Raw genomic sequence first — 21,682 nt, forward strand, 5'->3', positions numbered from 1 at the left:
GCCGAATATCAGGCTTCACTTAAATTCTGAGATTTAAGGCTACCTCATATTTTATGGCGAACAGATATTTTAAGACTAATTAGTTGTTTGTTAAGTTTAGTAGCTTACTAAGTGAGTGGCTTGCTGAGCGTTCGAATAAAACACAGCAGCCGAAGCTGCCGTATCATTATATGCTACTCTCGGCTTTGAGCCTGTTGCTCTTTAAATTGCTTAAGCAAATCCTCAGGCGGCGGTGGCAATTGCAGATAATACCCTTGCGAAATGAGCGCGGCGCGCACTTTGCTTAAGTCTGCTTGCCCCAAATGAGTTTTAGTGGCCAAGTTAATGATCATGGTCAATTTAGGAGTGCCGAACGTCTGCAACAAAGGGGCAGGTACGCGAGCGAAGTCGTCGCGTCGTTCAACAAAAAGATAGGTTTCTGCCTTGATTAGGCTTTTATATACTACAGATAACATGGAAATTGCTATAATCCGTCGGCTTTATTGCCAGTAAGGTCGCCAAACTATAACATCAGCGCGACCAATAACAAAAAGGATTAGATCCTTGGGGGACAGCCGCTTATGGCGGAGCATGGTATTGAATTAAAAGGCAGCAGCTTTACTCTTTCTGTGGTGCACATAGCGGAACAGGATATCAATGAAGTAAGGCGGCTGTTGGCAGAAAAAATAGCCGTGGCGCCGGCTTTTTTTCGCGCTGCACCTTTAGTAATTAATATTGAAAAGCTACTGCAGGCTCCTGACTTTACTGCATTGGCCAACACACTTAGAGAACTCGACTTAGTGCCGGTGGGTATCACGGGCGCTAAAGATGACGCGACTCGAGCGGCGGCGCGGGCCGCCGGTTTGGCGGTGATCAGCAGTGGTAAAGCCACCACAGCCGTCACCCCTACCTATATCGAGCCAAAAGAGCCTCCGGCCGAACTGCTCAATTTGCCCAATACTAAGGTGCATCGGGGGCCGGTGCGTTCCGGTCAACAACTTTATGCACCTAATGGCTCGCTGGTAGTACTGGGCTCAGTCAGTAATGGTGCTGAAGTTATCGCCGATGACAGTGTTCATATATACGGCCAGCTGCGCGGTCGCGCCGTCGCAGGCGCGAAAGGCAATGAGTCGGCACGTATTTATTGCCAACAACTCATGGCTGAGCTGGTGTCAGTCGCAGGCCATTACCAAATAAGTGCAGGATTACAAGGTGAACACTGGGAACAGGCGGTCACTATATCTTTGGTCGACGAGCAATTAACGTTCGATCTACTCTAATTTTACGATTTTAGGAAGCAAATATGGCTCGAATTATCGTTGTCACCTCAGGTAAAGGGGGGGTGGGTAAAACAACCTCCAGTGCGGCCATTGGTACCGGTTTAGCCGTGCTAGGTCACAAAACAGCCGTTATCGACTTCGATATCGGCCTGCGTAACCTAGATTTGATCATGGGTTGTGAGCGTCGTGTGGTGTATGACTTTGTTAACGTCATCAACGGCGATGCCAACTTAAATCAGGCGTTGATCCGCGATAAACGCGTAGAAAATCTCTATATTTTGCCCGCCTCGCAAACGCGAGACAAAGACGCACTGACCCGTGAAGGGGTAGAGAAAGTCTTGAAAGATTTAGCGGCCATGGACTTTAAATACATTATTTGTGACTCGCCAGCCGGCATAGAAACCGGTGCGCTGATCGCCTTGTATTTCGCCGACGAAGCTATTATTACCACTAACCCAGAAGTGTCCTCGGTACGAGACTCTGATCGGGTGCTGGGCATTTTGTCGTCTAAATCTTGGCGTGCAGAGCAAAATATGGAGCCCATTAAAGAGCACCTGTTGCTGACCCGTTACTCGCCTGAGCGCGTTGCTCGCGGTGATATGTTGGCGGTACAAGACGTACAGGAAATTCTGGCCATTCCGCTGTTGGGTGTGATCCCAGAGTCACAAGCGGTATTAAAAGCTTCCAACGCCGGTGAGCCCGTGATCTTAGACGGAGAGTCGGATGCAGGTCTTGCTTATGCCGATGCCGTCGCTCGCCTGTTAGGCGAAGAGCGCCCTTTCCGCTTCCTCGATGAAGAGAAAAAGGGATTTTTCAGCCGAATTTTTGGGAGTTAACGCATGTCTCTACTGAACTATTTCCGTTCGCGAAAGAATCAAAATAGCGCCCAGCTTGCCAAAGAGCGCTTACAGATCATAGTTGCGCACGAACGTAGCCAGCGGGATACCCCAGATTATCTACCACAGATGCAACAAGATATTTTGGCGGTGATCCGTAAGTACGTGAATATAGAGATCGATCAGATCTCGGTACAACTGGATCAAAAAGGCGATAACTTGTCGGTGTTAGAGCTCAATATCATGTTCCCCGAGCCTGATGAAAAAGTTGTCCCCAAAACAGACTCCTAATCCCGCAGTGAGATAATCGAGCTTTGATAGTCGGTTATAAAAAAGCGCCAATCCTAACAGTTATCTCTTGGGCTTGGCGCTTTTTGCGTTGTGGCGTAGTAAGTGCTCTTGAGGCACGGTTTTGGGTGGGTTTTAAAAACAGCCAGCTACGCTGGCCCGCCGAAGTCCTCTTTACCAAAGAGACGGGCGGCTACAAATACAGTAAACTCACAACTGCCCTGCTAATAGCTCACCGCGCCAGCCTTGCAATAAAGTAGGTGTTAACGCTTGGCTTTCCCCTAGGCGCCATTTCCAACTTAAATACTGATGAATTAAGCGCTTTGAAGCGATCACATCGCTCGGGACCTCAGCCTGTTCGCCGGCCACGTCAATCAAGCTCTTAATACGCTTTAACTCGGCTTTATAATCAGGAAAATCAATTAAACGCTGTACCGGCTCTGGCCACAGTGCGGGGCTGTCTAATGCCACTTGCACAAACTTGAGCAGCGTTTCACCGTGGCGACGGATCTCCATGGGATCTAAATCCAGTCTACTTAAATCTGCCAGCGTTAACGGCGCACGCTCTGCCACTCTAAACAGGTGTGCTTCTTTCACCACGAAGTTCACGGCCAAGTCACGACTGCGCGCCTCAGTCAGGCGCCATTGGCAAAGCTGCTGCAAAATAGCCAAGGCTTGGCGGTCTAGTGTCCACGCATTTTTTATATCGAGATAGGCAAAATGTGGGTCGACGCTTTCACTGCGTCGTTTTACGCCCCGCTCACATTCTTGCTCAAACCACGCCATTAGGCCTTTATTACTTAAGCGATCCATTAACTGCTCATACACGGGAAGCAGGTAGATCACATCATCCGCTGCATAATTCAGTTGTGCGCTTGATAACGGGCGCGCCAGCCAATCAGTGCGCGAATGTGCTTTATCCAAATGCACACCGAGCAAGTTTTCTACCAAGGGCGCAAAACCAATTTGCGCACCTATTCCTAAGAACGCGGCGGCCAATTGCGTGTCATGAATATGCGCCGGCAAGCCGCCACTTTGATGCTGTAATAGCTCCAGGTCTTCGCCACCTGCGTGCAACACACAAATGCGCGCGGGATCTTGTAATAACTGCCATAACGGCGATAAGTCAGGCACGATGACCGGATCAATCAATACGGTTTGCTGGCCATCAAATAATTGGTATAAACCAGGCTTAGCGAAAAAAGTACGAGTGCGAATAAATTCCGTATCCAGCGCCAGCACACGGGCATCGGTGTTACAGAAGTCAGCGAGCGCTGGGGTGTCGGTGATCAATGTATAAGTCATGAGTACTCGGTATAGGCGGTAATAAAAAACCCCGGTGGCCCGGGGTTTAAGCTCAAACCAAATGTAAGCTTAAGAGGTTTAGGGTCTGTTAACCTTTCGCGGTTTCGAAAGGTCAACAGGCCCTAGTCTCTGAGCTCGCGGCGCAGTATTTTACCGACGTTTGTTTTGGGCAATTCGTCCCGAAATTCTATCACTTTCGGCACCTTATAGGCAGTAAGATATTTCCGACAATGGGCGATTAAGGCCTTTTCATCCAGCTGAGTGCCGGGTTTAAGCACCACTACTAACTTCACTATCTCACCATGATCGGCTTGAGGCACGCCCACGGCCGCGGCTTCTAATACACTCGGATGCTGCATGGCCACTTGTTCAATCTCGTTAGGAAACACATTAAATCCCGAGACCAAAATCATGTCTTTTTTGCGATCCACGATAGTAAAAAAGCCTTGCTCATCCATGGTGGCAATGTCGCCGGTGCGCACCCAGCCCTCATGAAACGGACTGTCTGGATTATTGGCGTCTAGAGCTTCTGCCAACCAATAGCCGCTCATCACCTGCGGGCCTTTTACTTCCATTTCGCCTGGGGTGTGCGTCAATGTAATTACTTGATCATTATCATCCACCAAACGCACATCGGTCGAACATACGGGCAGGCCAATAGAGCCGTTATACCCTTCCATGTCGTAGGGACACACCGTCACCAAGGGCGAGCATTCGGTCAAACCGTAACCTTCCAACAAGCGACTACCGGTAATACTTTGCCAACGCTCAGCTACCACCCGTTGCACGGCCATGCCCCCGCCTATAGTCAGCTTCAAACTACCAAAGTCGAGTTTTTGAAACTCATCATTGTTGATCAATACATTAAACAGCGTATTTACCCCCGTAATACAGCTAAAATCAAAGCCCTTTAGCTCGCGCACAAAACTGGGAATATCACGCGGGTTGGTGATCAATAAGTTATGAGCACCGATACGAAAGAACAACAGACCGTTTACCGTTAGCGCAAACACATGGTAGAGGGGCAAAGCGGTGACCACTTTTTCTTGGCCAATACTCAACACAGGTTTATATACACCGAGCGCCTGCTCCACGTTGGCCAACATATTACGATGGCTCAACATGGCGCCTTTCGATCGCCCCGTGGTGCCTCCGGTATATTGCAAGAAAGCCAAGCTATCACCCTTAAGCTCGGGCCGAGTGTAGGATAAGTTTTTGCCCTCGCGCATCAGCGTCTGATAATGAATGGCATTGGGCAGCGCATAGGCGGGAATCAGCTTCTTGATGTATTTCACCACCAAATTCAGCACAGTCCCCTTCACTAAACCTAAATGATCGCCCATGCGGGTTAAAATCACATTTTTTATCGGCGTATCTTGCAGCACTTCGGTCAAGGTATGGGCGAAGTTATCCACTATGACGATGGTGTCGGTTTGCGCATCCGCCAACTGATGTCTGAGCTCGCGTGCCGTATACAAGGGGTTGACGTTTACTATCACTAACCCCGCCCGCAAGGCACCAAACAAGCACACCGGATATTGCAGCAAATTAGGCATCATTAATGCGATGCGATCGCCTACTTTAAGCTGCAAGCTGTTTTGCAAATAAGCAGCAAAGTCGCGCGATAAAACATCTAACTGTTGATAACTGATGGTCTTACCAAAGTTGGTATAGGCAGGGGCATTGGCAAAATCCTTTATGCCTTGCTCAAACATATGCATTAACGAGCTAAATTTATCGGCGTCTATTTCTGCCGGCACATCTGCCGGATAACGATTCAACCAAGGTTTACCCGTGAACGGCATCGGCTGCGGGTCGGTTTGCATATGTTCCATATCATTCTCCCGGGACAGGACATAATGGTGATAGCAAAGATGAGCAGTAACGCATGCTGTCCTCATCTTAAAGTTAGTTAACAGGTCAATTTAAAAACAAGTCGCTTCAAAATAAGGACCCATATAGAAAAGAGCTCATTTAAAATGCCTACTTAAAGCTTTTACTCTAAAACAACTCATCTGACCACGACCAATTAACTAAAATGTAACACAAGTCTACTACTATCACGTAATTACCGAGCACGTTATTATCTGCTACATGGCAAGCCTCACCTAAAGTGCGACACACTATCGCCGCCTAAAATGCCACAATCGAGTCCGACGTAAATTACTGCGCCGCCGCTGCTTGCGATACTGCAAGCTGCGATGGTACGGCCGCTGTGCGTAAAATAAGAAGCAGGGGTTCTCTAAACGCTGCCTGATGTGAAATATGACCACTTGTGCTCCCTTAGCGGCCCGGCAGTTTTTGCCAGGTAACCTTGTCTCTCAAATATACCGGTAATGCGTCTGCTGCCGCCACGCCCTGCCCTTGCTGCCAGAGCTGTAGCGCCTGAGGCAACAGATCCTGCGCTTCTGGATACGGCAGTGCTGTGCACAGCTCACCCACCCGCGACAAGAGTTCTGGGTAAGTGACTAAGCCTGAGCCCACACCTGTCGCCCAGTGCTTATCTGAATTGGCGGCCAGCCAATCGCTGGGCACCACTACCTGCTCGGTGTCGGTGCTGGTCATTACGCCATCACGCAGCGCAAAGCCGCCGATGTAAATCTCGCCCATGCGCGCATCTATAGCGGCTAATGCAGTTTTTGCCCCGCTCTCTGCAGCAATCTCGCCGCCACACTCTCTACCACAAGCCCGATACGCGCCTTGAGCCAGTGCTTGTAGATTAGACACGCCCAGTAATGGTAAGTCAGCACCAAAGGCCAAGCCTTGAGCCACACCTAAAGTAATGCGCACCCCAGTAAACGAGCCAGGTCCTCGACCGAAGGCTAAGGCGTCCAGCTGATTAAGGCTAAGCTCAGCTTCGGCCAATAACTCGGCCACCATGGGTAAAATTAAGTCCGTATGACCACGAGGCGCCACTTCATAACGGCTAAGTAACTGGCCGTCTTGCCACAGGGCGGCGGAACAGGCTTCAGTAGCCGTGTCGATCGCTAAAATACGGGTCATGCTATTGCTCCAGCGTTAATAAAAAGGTGTTGAGCTCGGCCAAGCTGCGGGTGCGCGGCATAGCCGGTAAACTATTGAGGAAATCGCCGCCGTAGGCGCGGTTCACTAAGCGGTCGTCGGTAATGATCAGCACGCCTTTATCGCTGATATCGCGGATCAAGCGACCCACGCCCTGCTTTAAGGTAATAATGGCCTTGGGTAATTGCACCTTGGCAAAGCCGTCTTCACCGCGGCGTTTACAATCTTCAAGGCGCGCGCTCAGCTGCGGATCGTCTGGCGCACTAAAAGGCAGTTTGTCGATCACCACGCACTGCAAGGCTTGCCCGCGTACGTCTATGCCTTCCCAAAAGCTACTGGTGGCCACCAATACCGCCCGCCCGTCTTGGCTAAATTGCTCCAACAAGCGCACTTTATTATCTTCCCCTTGTACCAGTACCGTGCGATCCAGCTGCTCACGCAACACCAGCGCCACTTCGTTCATGACTTTATAACTGGTACAGAGAAAAAAACTGCCACCTGGCACTAAAGATAAGGTCTCCAGCAGGCTTTCGGCCAGTTGTCGGCCACGATTAGGCGCATTCGTCGCCGGCAAATAGCGTGGCACACAAAGCCGCGACTGCTGCTGGTAGTCAAAGGGACTGTCTAATTGCAGGGTCCGACAATCATCCAGCCCCATATCGGCACAAAAGTGCGCAAAGCTGTCGCCGACCGCCAAGGTGGCCGAGGTGAAAATCCAGCTCACCGACTCTTTGGCCAGCTCTGCGGAAAAGCGCTTGGCCACCGACAAGGGCGTTTTATGAAAACTAATGTGTAAGCGGGTGCACTCATACCAGTAGGAATAACCGTCTTCTTGCACCCGCGTGACCGCCTCAAGCTGGGCACGCAAACTCACCAGCCGCTCAAAACCTTGATCGAGCTGCTCGCCGCGGCCCAGCGCCAGCTTCAAGACTTCATAGGCGAAGGTCAGGCTGTCGTTCAGGCGTAGCAAAGCCTGATTCACCTCATGCTTGGCCAACATAGGTCGAAGCTGGCCGCGGGAGCTGTCATAACCAAAGGTTAAGCGTAAGTCTTGAGCATGGCGCTCAATTTGATCCGCCGCCTTACTGATTTGCGCCATGTCTTTGGCTTCAATTTTTTGCGCCAAACGCAAGTCGCGCGCCAGCTCCAACCATTGGCGGCTAGACTGACTCTGACCAAAATACTGGCCTGCAATCTCCGGCAACTGATGGGCTTCATCCAAGATGTACGCATCGGCATCGGGAATCAGCTGGCCAAAGCCCGTATCACGCACCGCCATATCGGCAAAAAACAAATGATGGTTTACCACCACCACCTGCGCGTCCATGGCCTTGGCGCGCGCTTTGACCAAGAAACAATCTTGATAATGGCCACATTCACGGCCTAGGCAGTTATCGTTATTACTGGTCACCAACGGCAACACATCACTGCGCTCAGCCAAGCCTGGAATATCACCGATATCACCGCTGTGGGTCATGGGCATAAAACGGCGTACCCGCTGTAAGTCAGCCAAGCCCTCCGGCGACAAGTGCGGCACGCTGTCGTTGAGTAAATTAAGGCGTTCGATGCAAATATAGTTAGCGCGCCCTTTAAGCAAAGCCACCGGATGATGATAATCCATGGCCTTCATTAAGGTCGGCAAGTCTCGATGAAACAGCTGCTCTTGCAGATTACGGGAGCCGGTACTGAGGATAACTTTCTTGCCCGAGGCCAGCACAGGAGCCAAATACGCAAAGGTTTTTCCGGTACCGGTGCCCGCTTCCACTACCAGTGGTTGCTGGGTGTGCAGCGCTTGGGTGACAGCCTCGGCCATGGCAATTTGCGCGGCGCGCGGCTGAAAACCGTCAATCGCCTGCACCAAAGGCCCCTCTTGGGTAAACAAGTCGGTAACAGGGTCCGCTGACAGTTCCGTAGCAGGATCCGTCAAATTAGTGCCGATAAGTGTGCTGTCATCATCCAAAACCGGTGAGTCTCATTAAGCAAAAAGTCATGATAACAAAAGCCGTCACAAAAGCGTTAGCAAGACACCGCCTAAGTATTCCGTTTTTACCCCACCCGTGCGACACTCCTGCGGCTTTTTTGCGCCCTGCAAGGATAAAAACATATCTGCAACGGAACCCTCGGAAGACGCGGAAAAATTGAGCAGGGATAAGTTCGAAAAGTGACTCATACCTATTCCTGATTACGTATGAACCTCAGCCATAATGCATCCTGTTTCGGTTTGTTCTTTGTAGCTGCCCAATTTATTCGGCAGGCCAGCTCTGCTGGCTGTTACTGAGGTTTAGATGTAAACCAAAAACCAAACCGGGCCGAATAAATTGGCCCCTACAAGGTCAAAATACCAAACTGAGCCTCATATTCTTTACCGAAGAGGCGGTACCTCCCTGTAACCTATTGAATTCAATGGTGCTTATATCTCTGAAACATGGCTGAGCTTTGTGGGTAATCAGGTACCTATTTATTGTCAGGTCTTAGTCGCAGATCTCCCTTTTAGCTTTGATCTCTATTGTTCCGTGAATTCATGTGCGCCTTGTGCGTTCCGTTGTAAAATTAGGGCTAAAATCTTATCGGTTATGCCGTTCTGCTTAGCTTACCCAACCTAAATACATTCGAGGAATCATGATGTCCGAAACCAGTGGACTGCTTCATGCCAGCGTTATTTTCCTGTTAACCGCGGTGTTAATGGTGCCGCTGGCCAAGCGACTAAAACTGGGCGCCGTGCTCGGCTATCTGTTGGGCGGCGTATTAATTGGGCCCTCGGTATTGGGTTTGATCAGCCAGCCGGACAGCATTTCCCAGCTCTCTGAGCTCGGCGTGGTGATGTTGATGTTTATTATCGGCCTTGAGTTATCGCCTCGACGCTTATGGGTGATGCGCCGCGCCGTGTTTGGTGCCGGATTAGCGCAAGTATTAATCACAGGCCTGATTTTAGGCGCCGTCGCTTGGCAAGGGTTTGGCCAAGGTTGGAAAACCGCACTCATCTTAGGATTTGGTTTAGCGCTGTCGTCTACCGCCATGGGCTTGCAGCTATTAGCTGAGCGCAAAGAAATGAGCAGCCCTCATGGACGACAAGCGTTCGCCATTTTATTGTTTCAAGACATAGCCGCCATCCCGCTCATTGCCATAGTGCCCGCCCTTGGCGCCGCGCAAGCCACCAGCTCTGGCGGCGGTATCATGCATTTGCTGCAAGTCGCCGCCAGCATAGGATTAGTGGTGATCGGTGGCCGCTATTTATTACGTCCAGTATTTCGCATCGTCGCCAAAACCGGCTTACAAGAAGTGTCGACCGCCACCGCCTTATTAGTGGTGATGGGTACCGCCTACTTAATGGAATGGGCCCATGTTTCTATGGCGCTGGGCGCGTTTTTGGCCGGCATGCTGTTGGCTGACTCGGAATATCGCCATGAATTAGAATCACAGATTGAACCCTTTAAAGGCTTATTACTGGGTTTATTCTTTATCGGCGTAGGCATGAGCGCCGACTTAAGCCTGCTCTTAGATTATCCACTGCTGATCATAGGCTTAGCGCTGTTATTGCTGGCGCTCAAATTGCCTTTGCTAGCCTTGGTCGGTCGTCAAATCGGCAAGCTCGATGGCATGAGTGCTATTAAGTTAGGCCTGTTACTGGCCGCCGGCGGTGAATTTGCCTTCGTGTTATTTGGCCTCGCCGAGGATAACGGCCTGTTCGATAGCCAACTGCACAGCATCTTGGTGTTAACCATCACGCTGTCCATGGCGCTCACACCGCTGATCTTATTGGCGCTGGCCAAGGTGTTAACTCAAGCCACGCCTCCACGCCCAGTGCCGCCGGAATATAGCGAGGTGAGTGATAATAAGCCCCGTGCTGTGATCGTGGGTATGGGCCGCATGGGCCAAATTGTGGCGCGGGTATTACGCGCCCAGCGTATTCCATTTGTAGCCTTTGAAACCGAGGTCGATACCATTAGCATTACTCGAAAAATTGATGATATTGCTATTTTTTACGGCGACCCCCTGCGCCCAGGCGTACTGCGCAGCGCCGGTGCCGAGCAGGCGGAATTTTTTATTGTCGCCACTGATAATCCTGAGATTAACCTCAGCACCACCCAAGCCATTCGCGAGCGTTATCCACACATGAAAGTGATAGCGCGAGCGCGTAACCGCCAACACGTACATAAACTATGGGACTTAGGCGCTATGCCGGTGCGGGAGACCTTTCATTCCAGCGTTGAAATGTGCCGGCGGGTGATGCAAGGCTTAGGTTTAAAAGAAGAGCAAATTGAAGCGCGCTTACATCGCTTTCGCGAGCATGATGAACAGCTACTAATAGAGCAGCATAAGGTGTATGACGATGAAGCGGCGTTATTTCAAAGCGCGCGCCAAGCCCGCGCCGAATTAGAAACCTTATTTGAAGCTGACCATCTTGAAAAAGCGCCGAAAGTGCTGCAGCAAGAAGCCAGTGGCGACGGCGATAATAAACACTAGCGGCTTTCTTGTAATTTCGGTGAAGAGGACCTCATCACCGTTTTTGTTTTTACCTTGTAGCCGTCAACTTGTTCGACGGGCCAGCTTCGCTGGCTGTTTTAAAACATAAAACCGTGGCGAATAAATTGCCACACTACAAAAGACAGATACTGATCATTTAGATTTACAGAATGATATTACGCACCCCTGACTCCTTTCCTTCATCCTCACTCCCGTTAGTTTATTGGGTAAGCATGTGCCCTGCTACGCCCAATACAAAACCTAGCACGGCACCCATAGGGGGTGCCCAGTGTTTGTCGAGTACCGCTTGCGGGGCGATATCTTGAAACACCGAATATAAAATTCCCCCCGCGGCAAACAGCATAATCCCCGCCACTAACAGCGGCGAGTCGGCCAGCCACACATAGCCCGACAAGCCCGCCACCGGCCCTAACATGGCCATAACGGCAAAGGTAATGATGATGCGCTTGCCACTGTAACGCCCTGCAGCCTTAAGCTCACGATAGGCATTAAAACCCTCGGGCATATTTTGCAGCGCCATCAGTACCGCCAATAACAACGCACTACCGATGCCGCCCAACGCCAAAGCCGCACCCAGCGCCAGCGACTCCGGAATAAAGTCCGACAACATGGCCGCTAATTGGCTAGCCGGGGTATTGAGCTTATACAGCAGCATATCCAGCGCCATAAAGGTCAGGCCGCCAGCACAAAAGCACAGTACCGCGCTCCACAAGGATAAGTGTGCTGTGCCCTCTGGCACTAATACTAAGGCCACCGCCGACAGTAAAGCGCCACCGCCAAAGGCCGCCACCCCGTGGCGTAATTCATTTTCTAGCCAGTGTGGCCGCAGATGCTGATAGCTCCCAATAAAGGCCCCTAACGGCATGGCAAGGCCAGCCAACAAGGTTAACCCGATAATAATCCCTATCTCTAGCATGCCCATCTCCTTATGACTGTATAAATAGCTCTTTTAAGTAATCCGGCATAACGGATGTGGTTAGCCAAGCTCCAAACTGCGGCGAAGAGACGGCCACCTACGAAAGATACCATACCCCGTAGCTGGTTAATTTTAGAGCCACCTGATTACTCACAAAGCTCAGCCATATTTCAGTGAATTCAGCATCAATGAATTCAATAAGTTACAGGGAGATGCCCGTCTCCTCTCTTGTAGGTGCCAATTTATTCGGCACGGTTTGATGTTTTGCTTTAAATTTAAACCTCAGTAACAGCCAGCAAAGCTGGCCAGCCGAATGAATTGGCTGCTACAAAACCCAGACCATTTGACCTTGGAGCAAGACCGGCAGCTACAAAAGAACAAACCGAAACAGGGCGCATAATGGCTGAGGTTCATAAGTAATCAGGTCTCCTTATGACTGTATAATTACTCATTTGACACTGATTATGCCGGCTTGTGCGCTATGTTGCCTGCCGTTAGCTCACACATCAAGCCACTAAAAAACAAGATAGCCGCCGCCCGCGTTGTCTTCTGGTGTCGGATAAACTAGGTCTAATAAGAGTGCCTAATAAACAAATCAGTAATAAAAGGATCAGATATCTACGCTTGCTGCAGTTATGTGCTTTTAGCCGGATACGTACAGTGCCATTGTTGCCAGTTCGCGGTAATATAACGGCTCTCTTGGCAATGAGGATGGACAGACGAATGAAAATTAGGGAACAGCTTGGGGCGCACTTTGCCAAGCCGGTAAAAAAGCGACTCGCTATGTTGGTCGCGCCACTGCTGTTGGTCGCGCTGGTAGGTTGTGATGCCGTCGAGCCCAAGGCCAATATCGCGCTGGGCCCAGAAAACAGCGCCAGCAATCACGCCTCCCATCGTCTGTTAGCAGCGTACAACCTCACAGAAAACGACTTTAGTGCTCAAGAAGGCCGGTTTGAAGAGGCGCTCAATGGCGTAGAAACGGGCAGCACGGATATTGCCATGGGCTTTTTTGGTTTACCGAGCCGCAATATTGACAGTTTGCAGGCCGCTACCGGCGATCTCAAATTATTGAGTGTCTCCGACGCCGTGCTCGACGACTTTGAACAGCACACCGGCTATCGCCGTTTTAGTATTCCTAAAGACAGCTACCTCTTTTTAGATAAAGACGTGCAAACGCTGGCCGCCTCCGCGGTATTAATGGCCAATACCAACACCATCAGTGACGAATTAGCTTATCAGCTGGCCAAAGTGATGTATGAGCAAGGTAAGGCTATTCCTCATTCTCAAGCGCAATTCTTAACACTCACCCATGCGCTCGATGGCGCCGAGCAGCTGCGTATTCATCCGGGCGCTAAGCGCTTTTATGAAGAGCAAGGCTTAATCGTCAGCCAGCCCGTGGCTGAGCTAAACCTGTCGCGCAATAAACGAGAGTTTATTTTAGGCTCCGGCAGTCAAGGCGGCACCTACTATCCACTGGGCGGCGAGCTGGCGAACCTCTGGAATAAAGATATTCCAAGCATTAATATCACCAGTGTGGCCACGGATGCGTCGTTGGAAAATTTAAACAGCTTGGCTGAGAACAAATTAGACTTGGCCATGACCGTCAATACCAGCGCCTTGGCCGCCCAAATTGGCAATGAGCAATTTACCAAGACCAGCGTGAGCAATGCAGCCTTTATTGGCCAACTCTACCCCGAGGTGTTTCATATTATTACTCGCGCCAGCAATCCGGTGTCGTCTTTTGCCGCCATTCACGCTAACCCGCTTAACGCGCGAGGGTTGTTAGCCACGGAAAGCAAAGTGCAGAACGAGGTACAGAACGAGGAATTGAAAAATAGTACCGAGCGCCAAGTGATCAAATAAGCGTTTCCGCTTTTTAGGGCATATACATAAAAGCCATGCTGAGAAAAAGCGCTAAGCGGGTAATGATATCGTTCATAGCGAACCTAGCAAACAAAGCAGTGTTTCATGCTGGTTGGCTCTCGTTATGGCAAGTAACAAACCAATAAGTGCGAACACAGCAAAAGCACCGACTTTTGCTGTGTTAAATGTCACGATTCGCTACTTGCGAGCAAAGCAGCAGCGCCCCAACTTTATTGCCTTCTGGGGTTGGCAAAGCTAGCGCGGCTTGCTAATGTGAGCGCAGACCAATTAGCGAGACATAGGCCACACTCATTATGAACTTCCTGCACAATGCCAAGCATCATCACCATCATATTCCCGACTAGGCTTTCAGAATATTATTCTGGAAGGCCACACGCTTGGCGGCTTCCAGCAGGATCAATATATTAACCCTCGGAAGCTTTGCTCCGGGGGTTTTTTTCGTTTTTTGATTGGCACTATCTACACAACCTAATACGACTTTATTCTATAACATTATTTTTGATACTTAACGTGACCCACAAGGAAACCCGCATCATGACTTCGGATAACACTCGACTACGCATCGCGATTCAAAAATCAGGCCGTTTAAGCAAAGAATGTCAGCAGCTGCTTAAAGGCTGTGGCGTTAAACTCAACTTACGTGAGCAGCGCCTGATCGCCCACGCAGAGAACATGCCCATCGACTTGTTATTAGTGCGCGATGACGATATCCCAGGCTTGGTGATGGACGGCGTAGTGGATTTGGGCGTGGTTGGCGAGAACGTGTTAGAAGAAACCGTAATGGAGCGTCAAGCCCAAGGCGAAGCCGCTGATTACAGCGTGCTTAAGCGTTTAGACTTTGGCGGTTGCCGCTTGTCATTGGCCGTGGCGCAAGATGCCAATTACCCCGGCGTGCAAAGCTTAGAAGGTAAGCGTATTGCTACCTCTTACCCTTGGTTATTAAAGCGTTTTATGGACAGCCACGGCGTGAAGTTTAAAAGCGTGATGCTAAACGGCTCGGTAGAAGTAGCACCGCGCGCCGGTGTGGCCGACGCCATCTGTGACTTAGTGTCTACCGGTGCCACGTTAGAAGCCAATGGCTTGGTAGAAGCAGATGTGATTTTTCGCTCCAAAGCCGTGCTGATCCAAAGCGCCGTTGAATTATCTGTCGCCAAGCAAGCGGTGATCGACAAATTGCTGCCCCGTATTCAAGGTTTACAGCAAGCTCGCGAAAGCAAATACATCATGCTGCACGCGCCAAAAGACCGACTAGAACAAGTGATCGACCTGCTGCCCGGTGCCGAGCGCCCGACTATCATGAACTTGGCTGGTGAAAGCAACCAAGTGGCTATACACGTGGTGAGCAGCGAAGACATGTTCTGGGAAACCATGGAAGGCCTCAAAGCGCTGGGCGCCTCGTCCATTTTGGTATTGCCCATCGAGAAGATGATGGAGTAAACATGAAAATTCTGGATTGGAATACCTTAACTGACCTTGAGCAAGCCCAGGCGCTGCGCCGCCCCGCGCTCGCCCAAGGCGGCCGTGAAGCCCAAGTGGCGGACATTATTGAAAAGGTGCGCCAAGGTGGTGACGCAGCACTCATTGAGCTGACGCGCACCCTTGATAAGGCCGAGCGCGAGACGCTGCAATTAACACAAGCCGAGATAGATGCGGCCTCATTACGCGTTAGTGATGAGCTAAAAGCCGCGTTAGAGCTGGCCATGACCAACATTGAGACCTTTCACCGGGCTCAATTGCCGACGCCTATCGTGCAAGAAACCAGCCCAGGTGTGCACTGTGAGCTGCATTTTCAGCCGATAGAAAAAGTGGGTTTATATGTGCCAGGTGGCACAGCACCCTTGGTGTCCACGGTCATGATGCTTGCCATTCCGGCGCGTTTGGCCGGTTGTGGGCGCGTAGTCTTGTGCTCACCGCCCCCCATTAATGACGCCATTATTTACACTGCGGGCCGTTGTGGCGTAGACGCCATCTATACATTGGGCGGGGCGCAGGCGGTGGCGGCCATGGCCTACGGCAGTGAAACCATCACTAAAGTGGATAAGATTTTTGGCCCCGGCAATACCTGGGTCACCGAAGCCAAGCGCCAAGTATCCGGTGATGTAGCAGGTGCGGCCATCGATATGCCTGCTGGCCCATCAGAAGTATTGGTGATTGCCGATGCAGACGCAGATGCAGACTTTGTGGCTTCAGATTTATTGTCACAGGCTGAACACGGCACCGACTCTCAGGTAATCTTAGTCACGCCCTGCCGCGCCTTGGCAGACAAAGTCAATCTGGCACTAGAAGTTCAATTGGCACAATTGTCGCGCGCCGAGATTGCCCGCCAAGCGCTGCTTGAAAGCCGTACTTTTATTTGTGCTGATTTGGCGCAAGCGGTGCAGATTTCTAACGCCTATGCACCTGAGCACTTGATTGTACAAACCGTCGATCCGCGTGCGCTGTTACCGCGCTTAAAAAATGCTGGCTCTATATTTTTAGGCGCCTGGACGCCAGAGTCGGTGGGCGACTACGCCAGTGGTACTAACCACACCTTGCCTACCTACGGTTATTCGCGCACCTATTCGAGTTTAGGTCTGGCAGATTATCAGCGTCGCTTTACCGTACAAGAATTGACCCCTGCTGGCCTGCAAGCCATAGGTCCGGCGGTGGAATTACTGGCGGCCACAGAAACCTTGGATGCCCATAAAAATGCGGTAAGCCTGCGGCTTGCCAAGCTAGAGAAACAAACGGTGGAGAAGCAAGCATGAGTCAATCTGCATTAGGCCTTACCCAGTTAGCCCGCCGCCAAGTGCAGGCGCTAACGCCTTATCAATCAGCGCGCCGCATTGGTGGTCAAGGCCACATTTGGCTCAATGCCAACGAAGCAGCAGACAGCGGCGAGTATGCCCTTGATTGCTCACGCCTTAATCGTTATCCCGAGTGCCAGCCACCGCAAGTAGTGAATGCTTATGCGGCCTATGCCGGTGTGGCTCCAGAGCAGTTACTGGTGACTCGTGGCGGCGATGAAGGCATCGAATTATTAATTCGTACCTTTTGTGAGCCGGGCCAAGACAGCATCTTATTGTGTTCGCCCACTTACGGCATGTACGCCATCAGTGCCCAGACCAATGACGTGGCCATTATTGACGTGCCTTTGAGCGCCGAGCGCCAGCCCGACTTTGACGCCATTATTGCTAAGCTTGATCAGGTCAAAATCGTGTTCTTGTGCTCGCCCAATAATCCCACTGGGGATTTGGTCGACCAAGCGGGTTTGTGTCGCTTGCTGACCGCCGCCAAAGATCGCGCGTTAGTAGTGGTGGATGAAGCCTATATCGAGTTTTGCCCCGAGTTTAGCCAAGCCAGTTTACTGGCCGACTATCCCGAGTTGGTGATCATCCGCACGCTGTCTAAGGCTTTTGGTCTGGCAGGCCTGCGTTGTGGCTTTACCTTGGCACACCCGCACGTGATTGAGCTGCTATTAAAAGTGATCCCGCCCTACCCCATTCCAGAGCCAGTGGCGCAAATTGCCGCTCAGGCACTAACGGAGTCAGGCTTGGCTACCATGCGCAATCGCGTGGCAGAAGTGAACAGCTTAAAGCTTGAGCTGGCTGAACAACTCAGCAAACACTCAGACGTAAAAGAAGTGTTTGCCCCTAACGGTAACTATTTATTAGTGCGTTTTAGCAATGGCGCGGCGTTATTTTCACGCATGGCCAAGGCCGGTATTATATTACGCGACTTCGCCAGCAGACCCGGACTTGCGGACTGCATTCGGATCACCATCGGTACACAAACCGAGATGGACGCGGTACTCAACGTACTGCAACAGGAGCAATAAGTGACTAAGGAACGTATTTTATTCATCGACCGCGATGGCACCATGGTAGAAGAGCCCAAAGTCGACAAACAATTAGACCGTCTCGATAAGCTGGCGTTTTTACCCGGCGTGATCCCAGCCTTGCTCAAACTGCAAGACGCAGGCTACAAGCTGGTGATGGTTACTAACCAAGATGGCTTAGGCACCGACAGCTTCCCACAAGCGGACTTTGATGCACCTCATAACTTGATGATGCAAATCTTGAATTCCCAAGGCGTGCAGTTTCAAGACACCTTAGTCTGCCCGCATTTTCAAGAAGACGATTGCGCATGCCGCAAGCCGCGCTTAGGTCTTGTAAAAGATTACCTGCAAGCGGGTCGCATCGACTTTACCGACTCTTGGGTGATTGGCGATCGCCACACCGACATTCAGCTGGCCGAAAACATGGGCTTGCCGAGCTTTCATTACGGTCATGCAGACGCCAATGGCGTGATCATCGGCTGGAATGAAATCGTGAGCAGCCTGTTAAGCCGTGGCCGCAAAGCCGCCGTGACTCGTACTACCAAAGAAACCGATATTCGCTTGTCACTGGACTTAGACACCCAAGGCGGCAGCCAAATCAACACCGGCTTGAACTTCTTCGACCATATGCTGGATCAAATTGCCACTCACGGCGGTTTTCAGCTCAACGTACAAGTTGAGGGTGACTTGCACATCGACGATCACCACACGGTAGAAGACACCGCACTGGCCATGGGCGAAGCCCTGCGTAAAGCGCTCGGCAACAAACGCGGCATCGGTCGCTTTGGTTTTGTGCTGCCGATGGACGAGTGCGAAGCGGCAGTAACACTGGATTTATCCGGCCGCCCTTATATGTCGTTTGACGGTAAGTTCAACCAAGACCGCGTCGGCGATATGTCCGTGGAAATGGTGCCGCACTTCTTCCGCTCACTGAGCGACAGTCTCGCCTGCAATATCCACCTTAAAGTGACCGGTGAAAACACCCATCACATGGTGGAAAGCACCTTTAAGAGCTTTGGCCGCGCATTGCGCCAAGCACTCAAGGTGGAGGGTAATGAATTACCTTCCAGCAAGGGGGTGCTGTGAGCGAAGCCATCACTGAAACTAAAAACGGCCAAACCAACAAGAGCCAAAACATTAAAATCGCCATTATTGATACCGGCTGTGCCAATTTATCATCGGTGCGCTACGCCATCGAGCGCTTAGGTTATAGCGTAACCGTGAGTCGTGACCACGACGTATTATTGGCAGCCGACAAGCTGCTGCTGCCCGGCGTGGGCACCGCAAGTGAGGCCATGAAAAACCTAAAAGAGCGCAATTTGGTGGCGTTGATCAGCCAGCTGCAGCAGCCCGTCTTGGGTATTTGTCTGGGCATGCAAATGCTGGTTAATCATTCCAGTGAGGGTGACGTGGGCTGTTTAGGCCTGGTGGATGCCGAGTGTCAGCACATGGAAGCCTCAGACGGCGTGCGCTTGCCGCACATGGGTTGGAATCAAATTACGCCCATGGCGGATCATCCGCTGTTTAAAGACATTCCCGATGGCAGCTATTTTTATTTTGTGCACTCGTATGCGGTGCCAGTGGGCGAGTACACCCTCGCCACCAGCCAGCATGGCGTGAACTTTAGCGCCGCCATTAGCAATGCTAATTTCTTTGGCGTGCAATTTCACCCAGAACGCTCGGGTGCGGCCGGTGCACAATTACTGAAAAATTTCTTGGAGCTGTAAAATATGATTATTCCGGCCATTGATCTAATTGGCGGTAAGGTAGTACGTCTGTATCAGGGCGACTATGAGCAAAAAACGCAATACACAGCTTCCGCTCAAGAGCGCTTTGACCTCTACGTGGCCGAGGGCGCGACCCAGCTGCACTTAGTGGATCTGGACGGCGCCAAAGACAGCAGCCAGCGCCAGCTCGATATCATTAAGCAATTAGTGATGAATACCCCAGTACCGGTGCAAATAGGTGGCGGCATTCGCACTGAGCAAGACGTCAAAGACTTGCTCGACATTGGCGTACAAAGAGTGGTGATTGGCTCCACTGCCGTTAAAAACCCAGAAATGGTGGTGGGTTGGATCAAGCAATACGGACCCGAGCGCATCGTATTGGCGCTGGACATTAACATTACGCCGGAAGGCGAAAAGAAAGTGGCCATCGCCGGTTGGCAAGAAGACAGCGGCATCACCATAGAAGCGCTGCTTGAGCATTATCTGCCGGCGGGCCTGTGCCATGTATTGTGTACCGATATCTCGAAAGACGGCACGCTCACTGGCTCAAACGTGGCGTTATACCGTGAATTAGCGGCGCGCTATCCCACCATTTTATGGCAGGCCTCCGGTGGCATTGGCAATATCGATGACATTAAGGCGCTGACTAACACTGGTGTGGCAGGCGTGATCTTGGGTCGCTCTTTGCTAGAAGGTAAGTTTAACGTGGCGGAGGCAATCGCATGCTGGCAAGACGCATAATCCCCTGTTTAGACGTAAAAGATGGCTTAGTGGTGAAAGGCGTTAAGTTTCGTAACCATGAAATTATCGGTGACATAGTGCCCCTGGCCCAGCGTTATGCGGCCGAGGGTGCCGATGAGTTGGTGTTTTATGACATTACCGCCAGCAGCCAAGACCGCGTGGTCGATAAAAGCTGGGTCAGCCGCGTGGCCGAAGTGATCGATATTCCGTTTTGTGTGGCCGGTGGCATTAAGTCGGTGGCGGATGCAGCACAAATTTTAGAATTTGGCGCCGATAAAATTTCCATCAACTCCCCGGCGTTAAGTAATCCAGCGCTAATCACCGAGCTTGCCGACACCTTTGGCGTGCAATGCATCGTCGTGGGTATCGACTCCTACTATGACGAAGCAACCGGTGAGTATCAGGTGCATCAGTTTACCGGTGACGAAAGCCGCACTCAGGTCACCAAGTGGAGCACGCTCGACTGGGTGGAAGAAGTGCAGCGCCGCGGTGCCGGTGAAATTGTGCTGAACGTGATGAACCAAGATGGCGTACGCCAAGGTTACGATCTTGAGCAACTGCAAAAAGTGCGCGCCATTTGTAAGGTGCCACTGATTGCCTCCGGTGGCGCCGGTGAAATGCTGCACTTTAAAGACGCCTTCTTACAGGCAGACGTAGACGGCGCGCTGGCCGCGTCCGTGTTTCACAAAGGCATCATCAACATCGCTGAGCTGAAGCTGTATTTAAGACAACAAGGAATTCAAACTCGTGACTGATGCTTCAAACACCGCTAACACCACAGACGCCCTCACCTTCAACGACAGCCAGCTAGATTGGGCCAAAGTTGACGGCTTAATGCCGGTGATAGTACAAGACCGCCACAGCGCACGCGTGCTGATGTTGGGCTACATGAACACCGAGGCGCTGGCGCTGACGCTGGCCAGCAAGCAAGTGACCTTTTTTAGTCGCACTAAAAACCGTTTGTGGACCAAAGGCGAAAGCTCCGGCCATTATTTGCAGTTAGTCGACATCAGCACCGACTGCGATAACGATACCTTGCTGGCAATAGTGGAGCCGATTGGTCCTACTTGTCATTTAGGTCATGTATCCTGCTTTAACGAGCAAGTCACCCCTAACCTCACCTTCTTGGCCGAGTTAGAGCAAGTGATTGCCAGCCGTAAAGGCGCGGATCCTAAGTCCAGCTACACCGCCAGCCTCTATGCCAGCGGCACCAAGCGTATCGCGCAAAAAGTGGGTGAAGAAGGCGTAGAAACCGCGCTGGCCGCCACCGTGCACGACAAAGAAGAGTTAGTAAGCGAGTCTGCAGATCTTATCTACCACCTTACCGTTCTGCTGCAACAAGAAGAGCTGCAACTGGCGGATGTAATAGCCAAGCTGCAAGAGCGCCACCGCTAAGCGCTGAC

At 51.3% G+C, this 21,682-nt stretch carries 19 protein-coding genes and 1 other annotated feature; of the genes, 13 read left to right on the forward strand and 6 right to left on the reverse strand.

Annotated elements, in window-relative coordinates; translation table 11 throughout:
* Positions 1-173: 173 nt before the first annotated feature.
* On the reverse strand, positions 174-455 hold the full coding sequence (locus R0134_RS07870) for a YcgL domain-containing protein (RefSeq protein WP_319784234.1): 282 nt from the start codon (positions 453-455) through the stop codon (positions 174-176).
* Between the two features lie 105 nt (positions 456-560).
* On the opposite strand from R0134_RS07870, the gene minC reads away from it, so the two are divergent.
* From minC to minE, 3 genes are read left to right on the forward strand one after another with little or no spacing between them, the layout of a single operon-like run.
* Complete coding sequence (gene minC / locus R0134_RS07875; protein ID WP_319784235.1) at positions 561-1,259, forward strand: septum site-determining protein MinC; 699 nt, start codon at positions 561-563, stop codon at positions 1,257-1,259.
* A 23-nt stretch (positions 1,260-1,282) separates the two neighbouring features.
* The gene (gene minD / locus R0134_RS07880) at positions 1,283-2,095 is read left to right on the forward strand and encodes a septum site-determining protein MinD (RefSeq protein WP_319784236.1); all 813 of its coding nucleotides are present in this window, start codon (positions 1,283-1,285) and stop codon (positions 2,093-2,095) included.
* A 3-nt stretch (positions 2,096-2,098) separates the two neighbouring features.
* Positions 2,099-2,386 carry a cell division topological specificity factor MinE gene (minE, locus tag R0134_RS07885; protein WP_319784237.1) on the forward strand — a complete coding sequence of 96 codons (288 nt, stop codon included), beginning with the start codon at positions 2,099-2,101 and terminating at the stop codon, positions 2,384-2,386.
* A 207-nt stretch (positions 2,387-2,593) separates the two neighbouring features.
* On the opposite strand, the gene rnd is transcribed toward minE, so the two are convergent.
* The 4 genes from rnd to R0134_RS07905 all read right to left on the reverse strand — a co-directional run bounded on the left by rnd (position 2,594) and on the right by R0134_RS07905 (position 8,615).
* Entirely contained in the window at positions 2,594-3,688 is a 1,095-nt protein-coding gene (rnd, locus tag R0134_RS07890) for a ribonuclease D (RefSeq protein ID WP_319784238.1), read from the reverse strand.
* Positions 3,689-3,810: 122 nt separating this feature from the next.
* Positions 3,811-5,523, reverse strand: a complete 1,713-nt coding sequence (locus tag R0134_RS07895) for an AMP-binding protein (RefSeq protein WP_319784239.1) — start codon at positions 5,521-5,523, stop codon at positions 3,811-3,813.
* Between the two features lie 448 nt (positions 5,524-5,971).
* Positions 5,972-6,691, reverse strand: a complete 720-nt coding sequence (tsaB, locus tag R0134_RS07900; RefSeq protein WP_319784240.1) for a tRNA (adenosine(37)-N6)-threonylcarbamoyltransferase complex dimerization subunit type 1 TsaB — start codon at positions 6,689-6,691, stop codon at positions 5,972-5,974.
* Position 6,692: 1 nt separating this feature from the next.
* Positions 6,693-8,615: an ATP-dependent DNA helicase gene (locus R0134_RS07905; RefSeq protein ID WP_413641455.1), complete on the reverse strand. Its 1,923-nt coding sequence runs from the start codon at positions 8,613-8,615 to the stop codon at positions 6,693-6,695.
* A 716-nt stretch (positions 8,616-9,331) separates the two neighbouring features.
* Here R0134_RS07905 and R0134_RS07910 point away from each other — a divergent pair.
* Positions 9,332-11,173 carry a monovalent cation:proton antiporter-2 (CPA2) family protein gene (locus tag R0134_RS07910; RefSeq protein WP_319784241.1) on the forward strand — a complete coding sequence of 614 codons (1,842 nt, stop codon included), beginning with the start codon at positions 9,332-9,334 and terminating at the stop codon, positions 11,171-11,173.
* Positions 11,174-11,393: 220 nt separating this feature from the next.
* Here the strand turns inward: R0134_RS07910 and R0134_RS07915 are convergent, their stop codons facing one another.
* Positions 11,394-12,110: a divalent cation transporter gene (locus R0134_RS07915; RefSeq protein ID WP_319784242.1), complete on the reverse strand. Its 717-nt coding sequence runs from the start codon at positions 12,108-12,110 to the stop codon at positions 11,394-11,396.
* Positions 12,111-12,833: 723 nt separating this feature from the next.
* On the opposite strand from R0134_RS07915, the gene R0134_RS07920 reads away from it, so the two are divergent.
* The 9 genes from R0134_RS07920 to hisIE all read left to right on the forward strand — a co-directional run bounded on the left by R0134_RS07920 (position 12,834) and on the right by hisIE (position 21,674).
* Entirely contained in the window at positions 12,834-13,973 is a 1,140-nt protein-coding gene (locus tag R0134_RS07920; protein WP_319784243.1) for a TAXI family TRAP transporter solute-binding subunit, read from the forward strand.
* Positions 13,974-14,313: 340 nt separating this feature from the next.
* Positions 14,314-14,431, forward strand: a sequence feature (His leader region).
* 97 nt (positions 14,432-14,528) lie between these two features.
* Positions 14,529-15,431, forward strand: coding sequence for an ATP phosphoribosyltransferase (hisG, locus tag R0134_RS07925; RefSeq protein WP_319784244.1), 903 nt, complete (start codon positions 14,529-14,531; stop codon positions 15,429-15,431).
* Positions 15,432-15,433: 2 nt separating this feature from the next.
* The gene (gene hisD, locus R0134_RS07930; RefSeq protein WP_319784245.1) at positions 15,434-16,741 is read left to right on the forward strand and encodes a histidinol dehydrogenase; all 1,308 of its coding nucleotides are present in this window, start codon (positions 15,434-15,436) and stop codon (positions 16,739-16,741) included.
* Positions 16,738-17,811, forward strand: coding sequence for a histidinol-phosphate transaminase (gene hisC / locus R0134_RS07935; protein ID WP_319784246.1), 1,074 nt, complete (start codon positions 16,738-16,740; stop codon positions 17,809-17,811). Before hisD ends, hisC begins: the two co-directional genes overlap by 4 nt.
* 42 nt (positions 17,812-17,853) lie before the next feature.
* Positions 17,854-18,897, forward strand: a complete 1,044-nt coding sequence (gene hisB / locus R0134_RS07940) for a bifunctional histidinol-phosphatase/imidazoleglycerol-phosphate dehydratase HisB (RefSeq protein ID WP_319784329.1) — start codon at positions 17,854-17,856, stop codon at positions 18,895-18,897.
* Positions 18,898-18,947: 50 nt separating this feature from the next.
* Positions 18,948-19,538, forward strand: a complete 591-nt coding sequence (hisH, locus tag R0134_RS07945; RefSeq protein ID WP_319784330.1) for an imidazole glycerol phosphate synthase subunit HisH — start codon at positions 18,948-18,950, stop codon at positions 19,536-19,538.
* A 3-nt stretch (positions 19,539-19,541) separates the two neighbouring features.
* On the forward strand, positions 19,542-20,279 hold the full coding sequence (hisA, locus tag R0134_RS07950) for a 1-(5-phosphoribosyl)-5-[(5-phosphoribosylamino)methylideneamino]imidazole-4-carboxamide isomerase (protein WP_319784247.1): 738 nt from the start codon (positions 19,542-19,544) through the stop codon (positions 20,277-20,279).
* A complete protein-coding gene (gene hisF / locus R0134_RS07955) occupies positions 20,261-21,034 on the forward strand; it encodes an imidazole glycerol phosphate synthase subunit HisF (protein ID WP_319784248.1) in 774 nt (257 codons plus the stop codon). The genes hisA and hisF overlap by 19 nt, the downstream gene beginning before the upstream one ends.
* Positions 21,027-21,674: a bifunctional phosphoribosyl-AMP cyclohydrolase/phosphoribosyl-ATP diphosphatase HisIE gene (gene hisIE, locus R0134_RS07960; RefSeq protein WP_319784249.1), complete on the forward strand. Its 648-nt coding sequence runs from the start codon at positions 21,027-21,029 to the stop codon at positions 21,672-21,674. The genes hisF and hisIE overlap by 8 nt, the downstream gene beginning before the upstream one ends.
* The last annotated feature ends 8 nt before the right edge of the window (positions 21,675-21,682 follow it).

This window comes from Oceanisphaera sp. IT1-181 (assembly GCF_033807535.1).
GTDB lineage: Bacteria > Pseudomonadota > Gammaproteobacteria > Enterobacterales > Aeromonadaceae > Oceanimonas.

Bases quoted from the DNA above. Each gene is read 5' to 3' on its own strand.
- R0134_RS07870 (WP_319784234.1), bottom strand. From the start codon at position 455: ATGTTATCTGTAGTATATAAAAGCCTAATCAAGGCAGAAACCTATCTT.
- minC (WP_319784235.1), top strand. From the start codon at position 561: ATGGCGGAGCATGGTATTGAATTAAAAGGCAGCAGCTTTACTCTTTCT.
- minD (WP_319784236.1), top strand. From the start codon at position 1,283: ATGGCTCGAATTATCGTTGTCACCTCAGGTAAAGGGGGGGTGGGTAAA.
- minE (WP_319784237.1), top strand. From the start codon at position 2,099: ATGTCTCTACTGAACTATTTCCGTTCGCGAAAGAATCAAAATAGCGCC.
- rnd (WP_319784238.1), bottom strand. From the start codon at position 3,688: ATGACTTATACATTGATCACCGACACCCCAGCGCTCGCTGACTTCTGT.
- R0134_RS07895 (WP_319784239.1), bottom strand. From the start codon at position 5,523: ATGGAACATATGCAAACCGACCCGCAGCCGATGCCGTTCACGGGTAAA.
- tsaB (WP_319784240.1), bottom strand. From the start codon at position 6,691: ATGACCCGTATTTTAGCGATCGACACGGCTACTGAAGCCTGTTCCGCC.
- R0134_RS07910 (WP_319784241.1), top strand. From the start codon at position 9,332: ATGTCCGAAACCAGTGGACTGCTTCATGCCAGCGTTATTTTCCTGTTA.
- R0134_RS07915 (WP_319784242.1), bottom strand. From the start codon at position 12,110: ATGCTAGAGATAGGGATTATTATCGGGTTAACCTTGTTGGCTGGCCTT.
- R0134_RS07920 (WP_319784243.1), top strand. From the start codon at position 12,834: ATGAAAATTAGGGAACAGCTTGGGGCGCACTTTGCCAAGCCGGTAAAA.
- hisG (WP_319784244.1), top strand. From the start codon at position 14,529: ATGACTTCGGATAACACTCGACTACGCATCGCGATTCAAAAATCAGGC.
- hisD (WP_319784245.1), top strand. From the start codon at position 15,434: ATGAAAATTCTGGATTGGAATACCTTAACTGACCTTGAGCAAGCCCAG.
- hisC (WP_319784246.1), top strand. From the start codon at position 16,738: ATGAGTCAATCTGCATTAGGCCTTACCCAGTTAGCCCGCCGCCAAGTG.
- hisB (WP_319784329.1), top strand. From the start codon at position 17,854: ATGGTAGAAGAGCCCAAAGTCGACAAACAATTAGACCGTCTCGATAAG.
- hisA (WP_319784247.1), top strand. From the start codon at position 19,542: ATGATTATTCCGGCCATTGATCTAATTGGCGGTAAGGTAGTACGTCTG.
- hisF (WP_319784248.1), top strand. From the start codon at position 20,261: ATGCTGGCAAGACGCATAATCCCCTGTTTAGACGTAAAAGATGGCTTA.